Origin of the sequence: Nesterenkonia alkaliphila, from assembly GCF_009758175.1 — a bacterium.
In the GTDB taxonomy this organism is placed as follows: Bacteria; Actinomycetota; Actinomycetes; order Actinomycetales; family Micrococcaceae; genus Nesterenkonia; species Nesterenkonia alkaliphila.
Window position 1 is genome coordinate 41,787 of sequence record NZ_WRPM01000101.1, and the last position, 16,641, is coordinate 58,427.

Below are 16,641 nucleotides of genomic sequence, written 5' to 3' on the forward strand. Positions count from 1 at the left end.
TGGTCAACACTACTCCTGATACTCAGTGCAGACCGGATGATTGGGTATGTCACGGTGCAGCACCCACAGCCCGGCATCGTCGGCTGTGATCGTCTCGAAGCCCAGCCGCTCGGCGCGGGCGAAAGCCTCCTCTGGGGTCAGCGGGTCATTTCCGCCCAGCTCATCTTGGGTGGCATCGATGATCAGCCAGTTGACCCTGTCCTCGTCCAGAGTCCCCGCCAGACCGGTGTAGGTGTGCTGGGTCAGGTGCGGGGCGGCAGTGTCGGCCGCCTCCACACAGGCTCCTTCGGGGATCAGGTCCACGGCCCGCTGGTGGGCCTCGGCGCGCTCCCCCGGCTGCCAGTTCTGCCCGGTGTAGGTCCAGTGCAGCGGGAAGATCTGGTGCTCCCGTTCGGCAGTGAACTGCAGGACCGCTCCGCCGGCAAGACTGATCAGGATCAGCCCGGCCGGCAGGATGCTGGCCGGGCGGTACTCGCCCCTGCTGCTGCCCCGCAGTCGGCGGATTCTGCGCAGCGTGTCGAAGGCGGCCAGCAGCAGGATCACCGCGATGATCGCATCGTAGTGGTAGACCAGGCCCCAGACGGTCAGCCGGTCGTTGAACAGCCGGGAGAGCAGCAGCGGGGCGGCGATCAGCGCATAGGGCGAGAGCAGCGGAAGCAGCCACAGCGGCACCAGGTGGGCGGTGAGCAGCGCAATCTTCAGCGGGTGATCCACCAGAATGGGCAGCGCGTTCCAAGGTTGGGTGAGCAGGAACACCGCCGCAGCAGAGGCGCTGGCCCCCAGTGCGGTGTAGTCCCAGTAGGCGAACTCGCCCTCGGCGGAGAAGTAGGGAATGACGACGCCGACCGCCAGCCAGAGCCCCACCAGCCCGGTCACTGCCAGCACAGCTGCCTGGGCCCAGTGCCGCTTCAGGGCCAACACTGCGGCAACGGCGAGCAGGGTGGCACCCATGTCTTCTCGGACCAGCAGCAGCAGTGAAGCCAGGATGACTGCGGTCCAGGGGCGGCGTCGTTCGATCGTCCAGATCACCCAGCCGATCAGCGGCACGCCGAAGGCGATCTCGTGGAAGTCCCAGTTGATGAAGGCCTGGAAGGGCCACCACAGCAGTATGGCTGCCGCGGCCAGTAGTGCTGCCCGGTGGCTGAACCAGCCGCGCACCAGCAGGTACACCGGTACCGCAGCGGAGATCAGCAGCAGGATCAGGGCCAGGTTCAGCACCCTGGGGTCGTCCCAGATCCAGTACAGCGGCGCCAGCACTGCGATGATCGGGTGGAAGTGATCGCCCAGCAGGTGGAAGCCTTCACCCTTGATCGGCACGATAGGGGCGTTGAACTGCGAGTACTGGCGCACTGCTTGGTCGAAGATGCCCAGGTCATAGCCCCGGGCCTCGAAATTCCGGAACCGCAGCAGCGAATGTGCCAGATACAGCACGGCTGCACCGGTCATCACCGCGGTCAGGCTCAACCACTGCTTCAACGGGATCATGGCTCAGCTGCCTGTCTTCGGTCCAGCCAGCCGCGCCGCCAAACCCAGTGCACGCTGGGCAGCAGGGCGATGAACACCATGGCGATCACTGAGGTGGTCAGGCTCAGCTGCAGCATCTCCTGGTCCAGATCCAAGAACGCCCAGACGCTCAGCTGGTCCTGGGCGCCGTAACAGATGAAGAACCCCACGGTGAAGATGACCCATTTGGTCTGCCAGTCGTTGCGGATCCCCACCACGGCGAACAGCGGCAGCAGCCACAGCAGGTACCAGGGGTGGATGATCGGCGAGAGCACCACCAGGGCGGTGAACGCCCAGGTCATCCGCTGCAGAATATGCCGGTCCCTGCCGAAGAACATCAGCCCCAGCACGATCAGCACACTGGCAGCCCGGCCGAGCACACGCAGCAGGTCAAGGGTCCAGGAGGCGTCCTGGCCGAAGGCATGCAGAGTGTTGCTCAACGCATCATCGAGGATGCCCATCGGGGACCAGAAGGACTTTCCGGTGTCCCCGGTGCCGGCCAGCACCATGACCCAGCGCAGACCATAACCGTTGACCGCACCCACCAGGAGCAGGATGATCCCGGCTATCCCGGCAGTGGCCGCCCAGCAGATGAACCGCCACACCCAGATGTGCAGCTGCGGGTATCGCTGGTAGAGATGCGCGGCCCAGAGCAGCCCGATGAACGGCAGCAGCACCATGGTGATGATCTTCATGCCGATTGAGACTGTCACCAGCACTGCGGCCAGGGCTCCCCTGGACCAGTGCTTGTCCGCGGTGACCGCATAGTAGATCCCGGCGAGGGCGAAGCCCATCATCAGGGCGTCGTTGTGAGCGCTGGAGATGAAGCTGATGATGAACAGCGGGTTGGCGCTGGCCAGCCATTGGGCGCGACCACCGTGGACCCCTAACGCTGAAGCGAGCTTGGGCAGGTAGTACATCAGGAGCACCACCCCGGCAACGCAGGCCAGCCGGAACAGGAACACCGCGGTGTCCACATGTTGGTTGGTGATCTGCATGACCGCTGCCTCGATCCAGAGGAACATCGGCCCATAGGGAGTCTCGGACTGGGCCCACATGGGATCGGTGCCGAAGTGGAACCAGTTGTCCAGCTGCGAGACCCCGTCCTGGTAGGGATCCCTGCCGGCCAGCACCAGCCGCCCCTGGTTCACATATGCGTAGACGTCCCGGGAGAAGATCGGCACGCAGAGCAGGTGCGGCACCGACCATACTGCTGTGGCGATGTTCACGATGCGCAGGCTGCCCGGCTGCCAGGCCTTGCGGTCGGCCTCGCGCAAGGCACGGCCCAGCAGCAGCCAGGCATGGAACATCACCCAGCAGCCCAGGGTCAGCGCAACAGTGGAGAGGCTCACACCCCAGGGTTCGGTGCGCAGTGGAATGACCCAGGACCAGCGGTTGATGGCTGAGGCATTGGCCAGCCAACCGACCCCGAAGGAGCCGAAGAGCACCAGAAGCGATCCTGCGAACCCCTGGATGAAGGCGCGCAGGATTCGCGGGGAACTCAGGCTCGGCACCTCATGAAACTATCACCCGCAGGGGTCATACCCGGGGAAACTTGGGCGGTTCTGACTGTGCGATGTGCTCAAGGACACGCACCACCTGGGCGGAGTAGCCGTACTCGTTGTCGTACCAGACGTAGAGGATAGCCTGCTTGCCGTTGACGATGGTGGCCAGCCCGTCCACCACTCCGGCGGCAGTGGAGCCGACGAAGTCGGTGGAGACCACCTCGGCGGAGTCGATGTAGTCCACCTGCTGGGCCAGCGGGCCCTCCAGGGACTCCCGGCGCAGGAAACGGTTGAGCTCCTCCTTGGTGGTCTCCCGCTCCAGCTCCAGGTTGAGGATGGCCATCGACACATTGGGGGTGGGCACCCGGATGGCGTTGCCGGAGAGTTTGCCGGCCAGCTCGGGCAGCGCCTTGGCCACCGCCTTGGCGGCGCCGGTCTCGGTGAGCACCATGTTCAGGGCCGCGGAGCGGCCTCGCCGCTCCCCCTTGTGGAAGTTGTCGATGAGGTTCTGGTCGTTGGTGTAGGAGTGCACGGTCTCCACGTGGCCATGATCAATGCGGTACTTCTCGTGCATCAGCTTGGCCACCGGGGTGATGGCGTTGGTGGTGCAGCTTGCCGCTGAGAGCAGGGTGTCGGTCTCCTCGATCCCGGTGTGATTGACCCCGTAGACAATGTTCTTGATCTCGCCCCTGCCCGGGGCGGTCAGCAGCACCCGGGCTGCACCCTTGGACCTCAGATGCTGGCCGAGCCCCTCCTCATCGCGCCAGATGCCGGTGTTGTCCACCACTACGGCTCCCTGGATGCCATGGGCGGTGTAGTCCACCTCCTCCGGGGAGTTTGCGTAGATGACCTTGATGTAGGTGCCGTTGGCGATGATGGCACTGTTCTGCTCATCCACCCGGATGGAACCGGCGAAAGGCCCGTGCACTGAGTCCCGGCGCAGCAGCGAGGCCCGCTTGGCCAGATCGTTGCCCTTGCCCCTGCGCACCACGATCGCCCGCAGCCGCAGGCCGGTGGCGGAGGAGGCATGGCCCACCATGATCCGGGCCAGCAGCCGGCCGATCCGGCCGAAGCCGTAGAGCACCACATCCTGCGGCTCAGCGCGCCCCTGGCCCTGCTTGCCCACCACATCGGCAAGCTCTTCACGCAGGAAGTCCTCCAATGCTGCCCCGCCGGAGGCCTTGAACTTATTGTTCAGCCGAGCCAGGTCGATACTGGCAGCGCCGAGGTCCAGACTGGTCAGCGCCTGCACCAGGGGCAGGGTCTCGGAGATGGGCAGCTCCACCTCGTCCACCTGTCGGGCGAATCGGTGTGCTTTGAGAATGTCGATGGCTGACTGGTTGACCAGCTGCCGGCCGTAGATACCGGTGACCACGTTGTTCTCCCGGTAGAGCCGCCCGATGAGCGGGATCATGGCCTCGGCCATCGCCTCGCGGTCGAGCCAATCGTTGAGGTGCTTATTCGCGGCTTCGGACATGCGGGTTCAAGGTCCTTTCGATGAGACGTCTTTGTCTGCTTACGGACCTACTCTATCCAAGCCGGTCGGCGGTGCGGGGCGGGCCGGCCGATAAGCCGGGTTCTGTCGTTGGACCATCATCCATCTGGGTGCCGCGTTGCCGCGGACCTCAAGCGGTCAACCCGAGCACTCGGGCGGGCAGCCCTCGAACGTGCTCTGCTCGACCTTGCTCCGGATGGGGTTTGCCGAGCCGCCGCAGTCACCTGCGGCGCTGGTGGGCTCTTACCCCACCGTTTCACCCTTACCCTTGCGGGCGGTCTGTTTTCTGTGGCACTGGCCTGCGGGTTTCCCCGAGTGGGCGTTACCCACCATCCTGCCCTATGGAGCCCGGACTTTCCTCGACAGCCGATGCTGCCGCGATGGTCTGGCCGGCCCGTCCCTCTAGATGAGAGTACAGCGCTTCGGGTTGCTAGGGTATTCCGGTGCTGATTCTGCTCCCGCCCAGTGAGGGAAAAACCGCCCCCGACGACGCCGCCGCCCCACACTTGGATCTGGAGGAGCTCACCCTTCCTGACCTGACCGGGGCCAGGGAGCAGGTGCTTCAGTCACTGGTGGAGGCCTCGGGCCGTGAGGATGCTCAGCAGGTGTTCAAAGTCGGTGCCAAGGTGTTAGAGGAGGTAGCGGCCAACCGCCAGGTAGCTCAGGCCCCTGCGGCCCCGGCATGGCAGATCTATACCGGGGTGCTGTATGAGGGTCTGGGGGCGGCGTCGTTATCTGCTGAGCAGTTGGAGCAGGCGGCCGAGCATGTGCTGATCTTCTCCGGGCTGTTCGGGGTGACCGGGTTCACCGACCGCATCCCGGCCTACCGCTGCGCCATGGACGTGAACCTGCCCGGGGTGGGGAACCTGGGCAGCTTCTGGAAGAAGCAGCTGGCTGCGCCGCTGAGCGCGCTGGCGGCGGACCGCCTGCTGGTGGACTGCCGCTCCGGCTCATATCAGAGGCCCTTCCCCGGAGACCCTGCGCGCCGGCTGCAGGTCAACAGCTTCACCGAGCTGAACGGGGTGCGGAAGGTGGTCACCCACTTCGCCAAGGCCGCCCGGGGTGAGCTGGCCGGGATGCTGCTGCGGGCGACCTCCGCGCCGGAGACCGTTGAGGAGATCGCCCATATCGCCGCTGACCGCTGGACTGTGGAGGTCCGTCCCGCCGAGGGCAGAACCCCGCACCAGCTGGACCTGATCAGATGAACAGCGCCGGATCCAGCTCGTAGTGGGCTGGGTCCACCAGGGGCTTATGCTCCTCCTGGCGGCGCTTGCGGTCCTTGGCCGGGACCCCGATCAGCACCGAATGCGCCGGAGCAGACTTCACCACTACTGCGTTGGCCCCGACGGCTGACTGCTCACCGATCTCCACCGGGCCCAGCACCTTGGCGCCGGCACCCACGGTGACCCCATTGCCCAGGGTCGGGTGCCGCTTGGTCTGTTCCAGGGAGGTCCCGCCCAGGGTCACCCCCTGATAGAGCATGCAGTCATCGCCGATCTCTGCGGTCTCCCCGATGACCACCCCCATACCGTGGTCGATGAAGAAGCGCCGGCCGATGGTGGCCCCCGGGTGGATCTCAATCCCGGTGAGCCCGCGCGCCACCTGGGAGACCACCCGGGCAGGCGTCTTCAGGGGGGTGACCTGCCACATCTTATGTGCCACTCGGTGCGCCCAGATCGCGTGCAGCCCGGAGTAGGCCAGTACGATCTCGGCGTTGGAACGAGCAGCGGGGTCATGCTCCCGGGCGGCGGTGATGTCCTCCCGCAGGCGCCTGATCAGCTTCCTCATCCGCGGATGTCTTCGTACAGCAGAGTGGAGATGTAGCGCTCACCGAAGTCAGCGGCGATGGTGACGATCAGCTTGTCCTGCATCTCCTCGCGTGCGGCGACCTTCAGCGCGGAGGCCACCATGGCGCCGGTGGAGATGCCGCCGAGGATGCCCTCCTCCGTGCCGAGGCGGCGTGCAGTGGTGATGGCCTCCTCCAGATTGGCCTGGACCACCTCGTTGTAGAGCTCGGTGTCCAGCACCTCGGGCACAAAGTTGGGGCCGATGCCCTGGATCTTGTGCGGGCCGGCCGCCCCGCCGGAGAGGATCGGGGAGTCCTCAGGCTCCACCGCCACCAGGTGCAGATCGGGATTGTGCTCGCGCAGCTTCCGCCCGGCTCCGGTGATGGTGCCGCCGGTGCCGATGCCGGAGACCAGCACGTCCACGGCTCCGTCAGTGTCGCGCCAGATCTCCTCACCGGTGGTGTTGTAGTGCACGGTGGGGTTGGCCTCATTGGCGAACTGCCGCGCCCAGATGGCGTTCTCGGTCTCCTCCACGATCTGCTTGGCCTTCTCCACCGCTCCGCGCATGCCCTCAGCACCGGAGGTCAGCACGATCTCGGCCCCATAGGCCCGCAGCATCACCCGGCGCTCAGTGGACATAGTCTCAGGCATGGTGAGCACCACCCGGTAGCCGCGGGCCGCCCCCACCATGGCCAGGGCGATGCCGGTGTTGCCGGAGGTGCCCTCCACAATGGTGCCGCCGGGCTTGAGCACCCCGGCTGCCTCAGCGGCATCGATGATGGCCGCACCGATCCGGTCCTTCACACTGGAGGCCGGGGAGTAGAACTCCAGCTTCACCGCCACATTGCCGGGCAGGTCGGCGTCGAGCTTATTGAGCTTAACCAGCGGAGTGTTGCCGATGGCCTCGGTGATGTTGTTGAGCAGGGGCATTGTTGCAGTCCTTTCAGTGGACGGGAGCAGTGTGCATATTCAGCTAAAGACTATCGGTGCGGGCTCATCCACTCAGCCCAGCCGGCCCGCAGTGCTGCGATTTTGGGGTCGATGACGAACTGGCAGTAGCCCACCTCGGGGCGGCGGGTGTGGAAGTCCTGATGTTCCGGCTCCGCCTCGAACACCTGGCCCAGGGGTTCCAGGGAGGTGACGATGGGCTGGTTGAAGTGGGGTTGGGCAGTGTCGATGGCTGCCTGGAACTCCTGCTTCTGCGCCTCGGAGGTGTAGAACATCGCCGAGCGGTACTGGGTGCCCACATCGTAGCCCTGCTGGTTGAGGCTGGTGGGGTCATGGGTGGAGAAGAAGATCTCGTAGAGCACGCTGGTGGGCAGCTCATCGGGGTCATAGGTGATCTCCACTGCCTCGGCATGGCCAGTGGTGCCACTGCAGACTGCCCGGTAGTGGGCTTCTCCGGTGCCGCCGGTATAGACGGAGCGGACTCTGCTGACCCCGCGCAGCCGGCGGGCGATGGAGTCCAGGCACCAGAAGCATCCGGCGCCCAGCACCACAGTGCGTTCAGTCATACCGGTGCAAACTCAGCGTCTGCGCGGTTCATTCCTGGTGGGCTGCAGTCTGTGCCGATAGATTGAGCAGCATGGTTCAGACTCCGACTCTGCAGGAGGTTCTCGATGTGGTCGAGGACCTGTGGCCGGCCCAACTGGCTGAAGACTGGGACGCGGTGGGCCTGGTGACCGGGCGCCGGGAGGCCCAGGTGAGCAAGATCCATTTCGCGGTGGACCCGGTCTCCGCAGTGGTGGAGGAGGCCTGCAGTGCCGGGGCGGATCTGCTGATCACCCACCACCCGCTGCTGCTGCGCGCGGTGAACTCGGTGGAGGCCGGCACCTTCAAGGGGGCGGCGGTGCACCGGCTTATCGAGTCCGGCTGTGCCCTGCTGACCGCGCACACCAATGGGGACTCTGCCGTGGGCGGAGTCAATGATGTGCTGGGCGAGATTCTGGGTCTGGTGGATGCGCAGCCGCTGAAGCCGGTTCAGGATGCGCTGCCGGAGGAGGGCCTGGGCCGCATCGGCAGCCTGCCCGCCGGGACCACCCTGGGCGAGTTCGCCGCCACGGTCTTCGGCACTCTGCCTGCGGTGGCCGGTGGAGTGCGGGTGGCCGGGGACCGCGACGCCATCATCCAACGCGTAGCACTCTGCGGAGGGGCCGGGGATTCGCTGCTGGCCGCAGCTCGGGAGGCGGAGGCTGATGTCTATATCACCGCGGATCTGCGCCACCACCCGGCCTCGGAGGCGCGGGAGGCGGTGCGCGGGGCACGGCCCTATCTGATCGATGTCTCCCACTTCGCCAGCGAATGGCTGTGGCTGCCAGCGGCGGCCCAGGCCTTGGACCGCCGGCTCGGCTATGCCGGCTTCGAGGTGGAGATCGCGGTCTCCGGGATCAATACCGACCCTTGGGACTTTGTGCTCACGCCCGGGTAAGGTTGCTGCACGTGACTGATCTGATTATTGAGGCCGACGGGGGCTCCCGCGGCAACCCCGGAATCGCCGGGGCCGGTGCCCTGGTGCGCAACCCGCAGGGGACTATTCTGGCCGCTATAGCCGTCCCGCTGGGGATGCGTGCCAGCAATAACGTGGCCGAGTACACCGGACTCATCGAGGGGCTCAAGCTCGCCCGGCAGATCAACCCGGACGCCTATGTGGAGGTGAAGATGGACTCCAAGCTGGTGGTGGAGCAGATGAGCGGGCGCTGGAAGATCAAGCATGAAGATATGAAGCGCCTGGCTGCCGAGGCCAGCCAGATCCTCTCCCCCATGCAGGTCACCTATACCTGGATCCCGCGGGCCGAGAACGGCGACGCCGACATGCTCAGCAATGAGGCCATGGACGCCTCGGCGGCCGGCTCCGACTGGAATCCGGCCGCCAGCGCCATCCAGCCCGGCTGATCAGACCTCGGTCTCGGTGCGGTCCTCGGACCAGCGGGTGTGGAAGGTAACAGGCTTATCAGTGCTGGTCCCGGCCGCGGGGAAACCCCGCTGGCCTCTCGGTGGGCAAAGCTCTGCCCACCTTCACACCTAAAAGCCTCAGACCTCGGTCTCGGTGCGGTCCTCGGACCAACGAGTGTGGAACGTCCCAGGCTTATCAATGCGCTGATACGTATGAGCACCGAAGTAATCCCGCAGCCCCTGGGTCAAAGCCGCCGGCAACCGATCAGCACGCAGCGAATCGTAATACGCCAACGAAGAGGAGAACACCGGGGCTGGAACACCATAAGTCGCTGCTGCTGCTACCACCCGCCGCCAAGCCGGTAAGCACTCACTGATCGCCTCAGTGAACTCCGGTGCCAACAACAGATTCGCCGGGGTCTCACCCTCAGTCTCATAGGCGCGCATAATCGTATCCAGCAAATCAGCCCGAATAATGCACCCAGCCCGCCACAGAGACGCGATCGTGCGCATATCCAAGCTCCACCCGTATTCGGCCCCAGCAGCGGTGAGCATATCGAAACCCTGAGCATACGAGACCAACTTCGACGCATAGAGCGCCTTACGGATATCCTCCACAAAGTCCTGCTGAGACTCCTTAGTCCCGTAGAACTCCTGGGCACTAACCGCCTGATTCACCCCAGCCGGGAACACATCCCGAGTAATCTTCCGCAATTCACGCTGCGAGGAGATAGACCGGGCAAAGACCGACTCCGCGATCGTCGTCACCGCAGAACCAACCTCCAACCCCGAGATCGCAGTCCACCGGCCGGTGCCCTTCTGCCCAGCAGCATCCACAATCACATCCACCAACGGCCGACCCGTCAGCTCATCCTCCTGTTCCAGGACCTCGGAGGTGATCTCGATCAGATACGAGGCCAGATCCGTGGTGTTCCACTCCCGGAACACCTTCGCCTGCTGGGCCGGCTCGATCCCAGCCAAAGACCGCATCAGATCATAGGCCTCCCCAATGACCTGCATATCGGCATACTCAATCCCGTTATGCACCATCTTCACGTAATGCCCAGCACCATCAGTGCCCACCCAGGCACAACAGGGCTCCCCGTTATACGACGCGGCGATCTTCTCCAACATCGGACCCAGACTCTGATAAGACTCCTGGGAGCCCCCAGGCATGATCGAAGGGCCGTTGAGTGCACCCTCCTCACCACCAGAGACACCCACACCCACAAAATGCAGGCCCTTCTGACGCAGATCAGCCTCCCGACGCCTGGTCTCCTCATAAAACGAGTTCCCCGCATCAATAATGATGTCCCCTGCATCCAGCAGCGGGGTCAACTCATCAATCACCGCATCCACCGGGCCGCCAGCCTTGACCATGATCAACACCCGGCGCGGACGCTCCAGGGACTCCACCAGCTCCGCCAGGGTCTCCGTGCGCACAAACTCGCCCTCAGAGCCATAGGAATTGATCAGCGCATCCGTCTTCGCCACCGTCCGGTTGTGCAGAGCCACCCTAAACCCGTTCCTAGCCAGGTTCCGGGCCAAATTAGCCCCCATCACCGCAAGACCAGTCACTCCAATATCAGCGCCCAATGCATCTCCTCAATAGGTGTCAATGTGATCCGGGACCATCCTAGCCGTGTGAGCCGCGAACTTCGTGATGCGGCGACTTTATGGTGTGAAGCTCGGCGCCACTGCAGCCGAGCGAGAGCGGCGGCGGCGTGTACGGCGCCGCGGAAGCAGCTCAGTCGCCGACTGCGTCGCGGCCGCGCTGGACGATCAGCGGGTCGGGCTCACCGACCACCTCGTGGTCCTTGCCCTCGTACTCGAACTGGGAGAGGAAGTAGCGCATCGCATTGAGCCGGGCCCGCTTCTTGTCATTGGACTTGATGGTGATCCAGGGGGCGTGGTCGGTGTCGGTGCGCAGGAACATCTCTTCCTTGGCCTCGGTATAGGCCTCCCAGCGGTCCAGGGACTCCAGATCCATTGGTGAGAGCTTCCACTGCCGCACCGGGTCGATCTGCCGGATGGCGAACCGGGTGCGCTGCTCCTTCTGGGTCACCGAGAACCAGAATTTGGTGAGATGGATGCCGGCGTCGATGAGCATCTTCTCGAAGACCGGGGCCTGGTCCATGAAGGTCTCGTACTCATCATCGGTGCAGAAGCCCATCACCCGTTCCACTCCGGCACGGTTGTACCAGGAGCGGTCGAAGAGCACCATCTCCCCGGCGGTGGGCAGGTGATAGATGTAGCGCTGGAAGTACCACTGCCCTTTCTCCCGGTCTGAGGGCTTGTTCAGGGCCACAACCCGGGCGGTGCGGGGGTTGAGATGCTCGGTGAAGCGTTTGATGGTGCCGCCCTTGCCGGCGGCGTCGCGCCCTTCGAAAACCACCACATGCTTGAGCCCGAAGTCCTCGGCCCAGTACTGGAACTTCAGCAGCTCCACCTGCAAGTGGTACTTCTCGATCTCATAGAGGTCGCGGCCCATCCGCTCCTCATACGGATAGTTCTCCTGCCAGGTCTCCACCGCATTGCCCTGCGGGTCGATCAGGTCGGGGTCCGGGGTATGGCCATCAGCCACGGTGTACCCGCCGGCGAGCAGCTGGTCGATGAACTCGCGCAGATTCTGCCGAGGCTTATTGGCTTCGATACCTTCCCAGAGGTCCTGTTTCACCATTGCTGCCTGCCTTTCCTGCTGCCGATGGAATCGCTGTCATCGAAGCAAAGCTGCGTGAATTCCAGATGAACTGTCCAGCTTACAGAGCCTGCTCGCCCATCTGGCCGGCGCGCGCCAGCGCAGTGAGCCTAGAGACCGCACGGTGGTACTTCTTCATGTACCCGCCGGAGAGCATTTCCTCAGTGAACAGCGCGTCGAAGGGCTCACCGGAGGCGATGATCTTCACATCCTGGTCATAGAGCCGATCCGCCAGGACCACGAACCGCAGTGCCAGTGACTGCCCGGTGATGGTCTCCACATCCTTGAGCACCAGCACCTCTACTCCGGAGATCAGCTGGCGGTAGCGGCTGGGGTGTACTTTGCTCAGATGCGCGCACAGCGGCCCGAAGTCATCCACCACCCGAGTCTTCTCCGGGTAGTGCTCTGTGGCGAACTCCTCCACCTGGCTGCTGCTCAGCGGGGCCGGCGCCTCGGGCAGGCCCCGGTGCCGGTAGTCCTCCCCGTCCACCCGGATCACGCGGAACTGATCGGCCAGGACCTGGATCTCGCGCTTGAAGTCAGTGGCGGCGAACCGCCCTTCACCCAGGGATCCCGGCAGCGTGTTGGAGGTGGCTGCCAGCTTCACCCCGGCGTCGGCCAGCTCGCGCAGCAGCCGAGACATCAGGGTGGTGTCCCCGGCGTCATCGAGCTCGAACTCGTCGATGCAGACCAGCTGGTAGTCGCTGAGCACCTCCACAGTTTTGCGGAAGCTCAGGGCGCCCACCAGGTTGGTGTACTCCACAAAGGTGCCGAAGGCCCGTTTGTGCTCAGGCACTCCATTCTCCCCGGCGGCATGGTAGAGCGAGGCCAGCAGGTGAGTCTTGCCCACACCGAACCCGCCGTCCAGGTAGATTCCGGCCGGGCCGGCAGGCTTGGTCCTGCCCCCGAAGAGTCTGCCCAGGAAGGAGGACGACGCCGGTGCCCCCACAGTGCTGGAAAACTCCCTCAGTGCTGCCACCGCCTCGGCCTGGGAGGGGTGCCCGGGATCGGGGATGTAGCTGTCAAAGGAGACTGACGCGAAGCGGAAGGACGGGCGCAGCCCGGCCAGCAGGTCATCCACTGTGACCTGGGGTGTTCGTTCAGCAAGCGGTGCGGCGGCATCTGATGGCATAGTCTCCAGCTTACGCCCGCCAGGGGATGGCGTTTGGGTAGTATCACAGGAGTGAGCAGACTCCCTGACTGGCTGACCGACCGCCCCATCACACACCGAGGTCTGCACGGTTCCGGAGTCCCAGAGAACTCGATGGCCGCATTCCAGGCTTCCATCGAGGCTGGCCTGCCCATTGAGCTGGATGTGCAGCTGAGTGCAGATGACCAGCTGGTGGTCCATCACGACGATCATCTCCAACGGCTCTGCGGCCGCCAGGAGCTGGTGCGGCAGCTCAGCCTGCAGGAGCTCACAGCGCTGACCATCACCGGCACCGACCAGCAGCCGCTGAGCTTCGCGCAGACCCTGGAGTTTGTGGACGGCAGGGTTCCGCTGTTGGTGGAGATCAAGACCGGGGAGTGCCGGAACCTGCGGGCCCAGGCGGCAGCGGCCGCACTGCGGGACTACCGCGGAGAGTGCGCCGTGCAGTCCTTCGATCCGCTGATTGTGGGCTGGTTCGCCAAGAACGCACCCCACGTGCTGCGCGGCCAGCTCTCCGGAAGCTTCGCAGAGAAGAAGGACATGTCCTGGGCCACCAAGAAGCTGCTGCAGAACCTCGGGCTGAACGGGATCTCAAAGCCGGACTTCGTGGCCTATGAGTACCGCGCCATCAACCAGGCCCGTGCCCGGCTGATCTCCCAGCGATGGCCGCTGCTGCTGTGGACCATCACGGCGCAGCAGGACATGGAGCGGGCCTATGCGCTGGCCGATAACGTGATCTTTGAGGGTTTCTCCCCCGCATGACGGTGGATGCGGCTAGCTGGTTCCCGGCTCCGGGAGCGCGAGCAGCTCGGTGACCCACTGGTGGACGTGGGACTCCCAGCGTTCGGGATCGTAGTTCCACTCCTTGACATGCCGGGCGGTGTGGAAGGGCACGAAGTCCACCAGCCGGTTGCGCTCGGCAAGGTCCCGGCTGGGCTGATAGGGCACCACCTCGTCGTCGATGCTGTGCAGGATCAAAGTACGGGTGTGCAGCTGGTCGGCTCGGGCGATCCAGTTCAGCGCCTTCAGGTCCACCGGGGAGGCCAGCCCAGTGGCCCTGCGCCCGGCGTCGTTGGAGATCAGCCACTGAGCCAGCCGGCCCAGCAGCTCCGGGACCCGCCGCTCCTTGGCCTGGTGGCCGAGCACGTCGATCCAGTCCACTACCGGTCCGGTGAGCACCAGACCGCGGATCCGGGTGGTCAGCGGTGACCGGTCGGCGGTCTGCAGGGCAATCGCCCCGCCCATCGACCAGCCGAAGATCAGCACGTCCTCGGCCCCGTGGTCCAGCGCATAGGCCACCGCTGCCTCAACGTCCTCCCACTCGGTGATCCCGAGCCCGTAGCGGCCATCGGGTCCGGCTGGAGCCTCGCCGTCGTTGCGGTAGGAGACCAGCAGCGAATCGATGCCCAAGCGGTGTGCGGCCCACAGGGCCTTGACCGCCTCCACCCGGGTCCCGGTGCGCCCGTGCACCATAACCCCCCAGATCCGCCTGCCGGCCAGCGGGCCCTCGGGGTTGCGGTGTGGGACGTACCAGGCAGGTGCCGGGCCGACGGGCAGCTCAACGCTGACCTCCTCGTACCCGAATCCGGCGTCGGCGGGGTTTAGGTACAGGGCGGAGCTGATCGAGGCTGCTTTGGCTGTGCGCAGGTCCCCGTGCTGGACCCCGAGCACCCGGCGGGTGACCGTGCCGTGCTTGGGCTCCAGGGAAGTGATCTTCCCAATCTGAGCTACCGCCCGGCCCTGGTTGAAGTGCAGTCCGTACGTGCCCTCCACCACCGTGTCCTCAGTGACCGGGAGGATCACTTGGAGCCCATCGGAGTCCTCGATAACCGCCAGGATCTCCAGGGTCTCGGCCGGCTCATGGGCCGGGGTGACCACCATCCGGGCCAGGTAGGCGGAGACGCTGGACATGATGCCCGCCAGTACCGTGCCGGCGGCCAGTCCGGTGGCTGCTCCCAGCAGCACTGATCTGACCCATGGGGTGGGCTCGGGCTCCCGCCGCAGCCTGCGCACAACTTCCTCAGTGTCCATGTTCCTCCCACGCATGTGTGACCGGGCTCTACTCTACGCCGGACTCCTGGGCTGAGGCTTAGACTGAAGCTATGAGTGATGATCCGTTCCGCACAAAGCTCAGCGACTTCGAGTTCCAGGTGCTGCGCGAGGGGGGCACCGAGCGGCCCTACACCGGTGAGTACTGGGACAATAAGCAGCCGGGGACGTACTTCTGCCGGGCCTGCGGCGCCAAACTCTTCGAGTCGGAGACCAAGTTCGACTCCCGCTGCGGTTGGCCCAGCTTCTACCAGCCTGCCGAGGGCTCCAATGTGACCTATCTGAAGGACACCTCGATGGGGATGCAGCGGATCGAGGTGCGCTGCGGTTCCTGTGACTCCCACCTGGGGCATCTCTTTGAAGGTGAGGGGTTCAACACTCCCACCGATCTGCGCTACTGCATCAACTCGGTCTCGATGACCTTTGAACCGGCAGAGCACGACGACGAGGGAGCAGCCTGAGTGGGCAAGCAACGCGCCACAGGCGCTCATCTTGACCCCAGTTTCGCCTCGGACAATGTGGCTGGTGTGTCCCCTGAGGTCATCGAGGCGATCAGCACAGCCAACACCGGGGCCGCTCTGCCCTATGGAGAGGATCCCTTCAGCGCTGAGCTGAGGGACTGGGCCAAGGACGAATTCGGCCCTGCTGCGGAGATCTATCCGGTGTTCAACGGCACCGGTGCCAATGTGGTGGCCCTGCAGGGGCTGCTGCCGCGCTGGGGGGCGGCGATCTGTTCGGCTCAGGCGCATATCAACAACGATGAGGGTGCTGCTCCGGAGCGAGTGGGGTCACTGAAGCTGCTGCCCAGACCGACCTCTGATGGCAGGCTGCGCCCGGAGGACATCACTGCGGAGCTGGGCACCCTGGGGTTCGTGCATGCCGCCCAGCCGCTGGCAGTGTCGGTGACCCAGTCCACTGAGCTGGGAACCCTCTACACCGTGGAACAGCTCAGCGCCCTTGCGGAGACCGCCCATGGGCATGGGCTCGGTGTGCATATCGACGGTGCCAGGATTGCCAATGCGGCGGCCGCCCTTGGTATGGGCCTGGGCGAGTTGGTGGCTGGCAGCGGCGCTGATGTGCTCAGCCTGGGCGGTACCAAGAACGGGGCCCTGGCGGCTGAGGCGGTGGTGGTGATCAACCCGGAGCGGGTCTCAGGGTTGGGTTTCATCCGGAAGTTCTCCATGCAGCTGGCCTCCAAACAGCGGTTTGTCGCTGCTCAGCTGCTTGCCCTGTTCAGCACTGAGGCTTGGCGGCGCAATGCGGAGTACGCCAACGCCCAGGCCCAGCAGCTCGGTCAACGGCTCGCCGCCCTAGAGGGTGTCACGCTCTCCGGGCAGACCCAGGTCAACGCAGTCTTTCCGGAGGTGCCCGCCGAGATGGCTGCCCGGATCCAGAGCCGATATCTGGCCCATATCTGGAACACTGCGGCCTCCGGGAATCCCGTGCTGCGGCTGATGTGCTCCTGGCAGACCACTGATGAGCAGATCGAGGAGCTGGTGCACACTGCGGCAGGTGCCTGAACCTGCCGGTGGTTGCCTGTGACAACATTGTTGGCCGGTGTG

Annotated in this window: 16 protein-coding genes and 1 other RNA gene; 6 read left to right on the forward strand and 11 right to left on the reverse strand. The window is 64.9% G+C overall.

Annotated elements, in window-relative coordinates; translation table 11 throughout:
• Nucleotides 1–9: 9 nt before the first annotated feature.
• The 4 genes from GNZ21_RS14525 to rnpB all read right to left on the reverse strand — a co-directional run bounded on the left by GNZ21_RS14525 (nt 10) and on the right by rnpB (nt 4,900).
• A complete protein-coding gene (locus tag GNZ21_RS14525; protein ID WP_229659366.1) occupies nt 10–1,485 on the reverse strand; it encodes a DUF2079 domain-containing protein in 1,476 nt (491 codons plus the stop codon).
• Entirely contained in the window at nt 1,482–3,017 is a 1,536-nt protein-coding gene (gene mptB, locus GNZ21_RS14530; RefSeq protein ID WP_157325578.1) for a polyprenol phosphomannose-dependent alpha 1,6 mannosyltransferase MptB, read from the reverse strand. The genes GNZ21_RS14525 and mptB overlap by 4 nt, the downstream gene beginning before the upstream one ends.
• A 25-nt stretch (nt 3,018–3,042) precedes the next feature.
• Nucleotides 3,043–4,485 (reverse strand): glyceraldehyde-3-phosphate dehydrogenase, encoded by a 1,443-nt coding sequence (locus GNZ21_RS14535; protein ID WP_157325580.1) that lies wholly within the window; start codon nt 4,483–4,485, stop codon nt 3,043–3,045.
• Nucleotides 4,486–4,560: 75 nt separating this feature from the next.
• Nucleotides 4,561–4,900, reverse strand: an RNA gene (gene rnpB / locus GNZ21_RS14540) — RNase P RNA component class A.
• Between the two features lie 46 nt (nt 4,901–4,946).
• Between rnpB and GNZ21_RS14545 the strand changes: the two genes are divergently transcribed.
• The gene (locus GNZ21_RS14545; protein ID WP_157325582.1) at nt 4,947–5,708 is read left to right on the forward strand and encodes a YaaA family protein; all 762 of its coding nucleotides are present in this window, start codon (nt 4,947–4,949) and stop codon (nt 5,706–5,708) included.
• Here the strand turns inward: GNZ21_RS14545 and epsC are convergent.
• The 3 genes from epsC to msrA are packed head-to-tail and all read right to left on the reverse strand — an operon-like array spanning nt 5,701 to nt 7,804.
• Nucleotides 5,701–6,291 (reverse strand): serine O-acetyltransferase EpsC, encoded by a 591-nt coding sequence (gene epsC / locus GNZ21_RS14550; protein ID WP_157325584.1) that lies wholly within the window; start codon nt 6,289–6,291, stop codon nt 5,701–5,703. The genes GNZ21_RS14545 and epsC overlap by 8 nt on opposite strands.
• Complete coding sequence (gene cysK / locus GNZ21_RS14555; protein WP_157325586.1) at nt 6,288–7,220, reverse strand: cysteine synthase A; 933 nt, start codon at nt 7,218–7,220, stop codon at nt 6,288–6,290. Before cysK ends, epsC begins: the two co-directional genes overlap by 4 nt.
• 50 nt (nt 7,221–7,270) lie before the next feature.
• Complete coding sequence (gene msrA, locus GNZ21_RS14560) at nt 7,271–7,804, reverse strand: peptide-methionine (S)-S-oxide reductase MsrA (protein ID WP_157325588.1); 534 nt, start codon at nt 7,802–7,804, stop codon at nt 7,271–7,273.
• Between the two features lie 71 nt (nt 7,805–7,875).
• On the opposite strand from msrA, the gene GNZ21_RS14565 reads away from it, so the two are divergent.
• Nucleotides 7,876–8,718 (forward strand): Nif3-like dinuclear metal center hexameric protein, encoded by an 843-nt coding sequence (locus tag GNZ21_RS14565; protein ID WP_157325597.1) that lies wholly within the window; start codon nt 7,876–7,878, stop codon nt 8,716–8,718.
• Nucleotides 8,719–8,729: 11 nt separating this feature from the next.
• Nucleotides 8,730–9,182, forward strand: coding sequence for a reverse transcriptase-like protein (locus GNZ21_RS14570; protein WP_308805444.1), 453 nt, complete (start codon nt 8,730–8,732; stop codon nt 9,180–9,182).
• Between the two features lie 138 nt (nt 9,183–9,320).
• On the opposite strand, the gene gndA is transcribed toward GNZ21_RS14570, so the two are convergent.
• The 3 genes from gndA to zapE all read right to left on the reverse strand — a co-directional run bounded on the left by gndA (nt 9,321) and on the right by zapE (nt 13,012).
• Entirely contained in the window at nt 9,321–10,778 is a 1,458-nt protein-coding gene (gene gndA, locus GNZ21_RS14575; RefSeq protein ID WP_157325599.1) for an NADP-dependent phosphogluconate dehydrogenase, read from the reverse strand.
• Nucleotides 10,779–10,929: 151 nt separating this feature from the next.
• A complete protein-coding gene (gene ppk2, locus GNZ21_RS14580) occupies nt 10,930–11,862 on the reverse strand; it encodes a polyphosphate kinase 2 (protein ID WP_157325602.1) in 933 nt (310 codons plus the stop codon).
• 79 nt (nt 11,863–11,941) lie between these two features.
• Nucleotides 11,942–13,012, reverse strand: a complete 1,071-nt coding sequence (gene zapE, locus GNZ21_RS14585) for a cell division protein ZapE (protein ID WP_157325604.1) — start codon at nt 13,010–13,012, stop codon at nt 11,942–11,944.
• 51 nt (nt 13,013–13,063) lie between these two features.
• On the opposite strand from zapE, the gene GNZ21_RS14590 reads away from it, so the two are divergent.
• Nucleotides 13,064–13,792 (forward strand): glycerophosphodiester phosphodiesterase family protein, encoded by a 729-nt coding sequence (locus GNZ21_RS14590; RefSeq protein ID WP_157325606.1) that lies wholly within the window; start codon nt 13,064–13,066, stop codon nt 13,790–13,792.
• 12 nt (nt 13,793–13,804) lie between these two features.
• Here GNZ21_RS14590 and GNZ21_RS14595 read toward each other — a convergent pair whose 3' ends face one another.
• Nucleotides 13,805–15,061 carry an alpha/beta hydrolase family protein gene (locus GNZ21_RS14595; protein WP_229659365.1) on the reverse strand — a complete coding sequence of 419 codons (1,257 nt, stop codon included), beginning with the start codon at nt 15,059–15,061 and terminating at the stop codon, nt 13,805–13,807.
• Nucleotides 15,062–15,132: 71 nt separating this feature from the next.
• Here GNZ21_RS14595 and msrB point away from each other — a divergent pair, with 71 nt between their 5' ends.
• Together msrB and GNZ21_RS14605 are read left to right on the forward strand one after the other, a co-directional pair.
• Nucleotides 15,133–15,540 (forward strand): peptide-methionine (R)-S-oxide reductase MsrB, encoded by a 408-nt coding sequence (gene msrB, locus GNZ21_RS14600; protein ID WP_157325610.1) that lies wholly within the window; start codon nt 15,133–15,135, stop codon nt 15,538–15,540.
• Nucleotides 15,541–16,599, forward strand: a complete 1,059-nt coding sequence (locus GNZ21_RS14605; RefSeq protein ID WP_188503443.1) for a threonine aldolase family protein — start codon at nt 15,541–15,543, stop codon at nt 16,597–16,599.
• Nucleotides 16,600–16,641 lie beyond the last annotated feature (42 nt).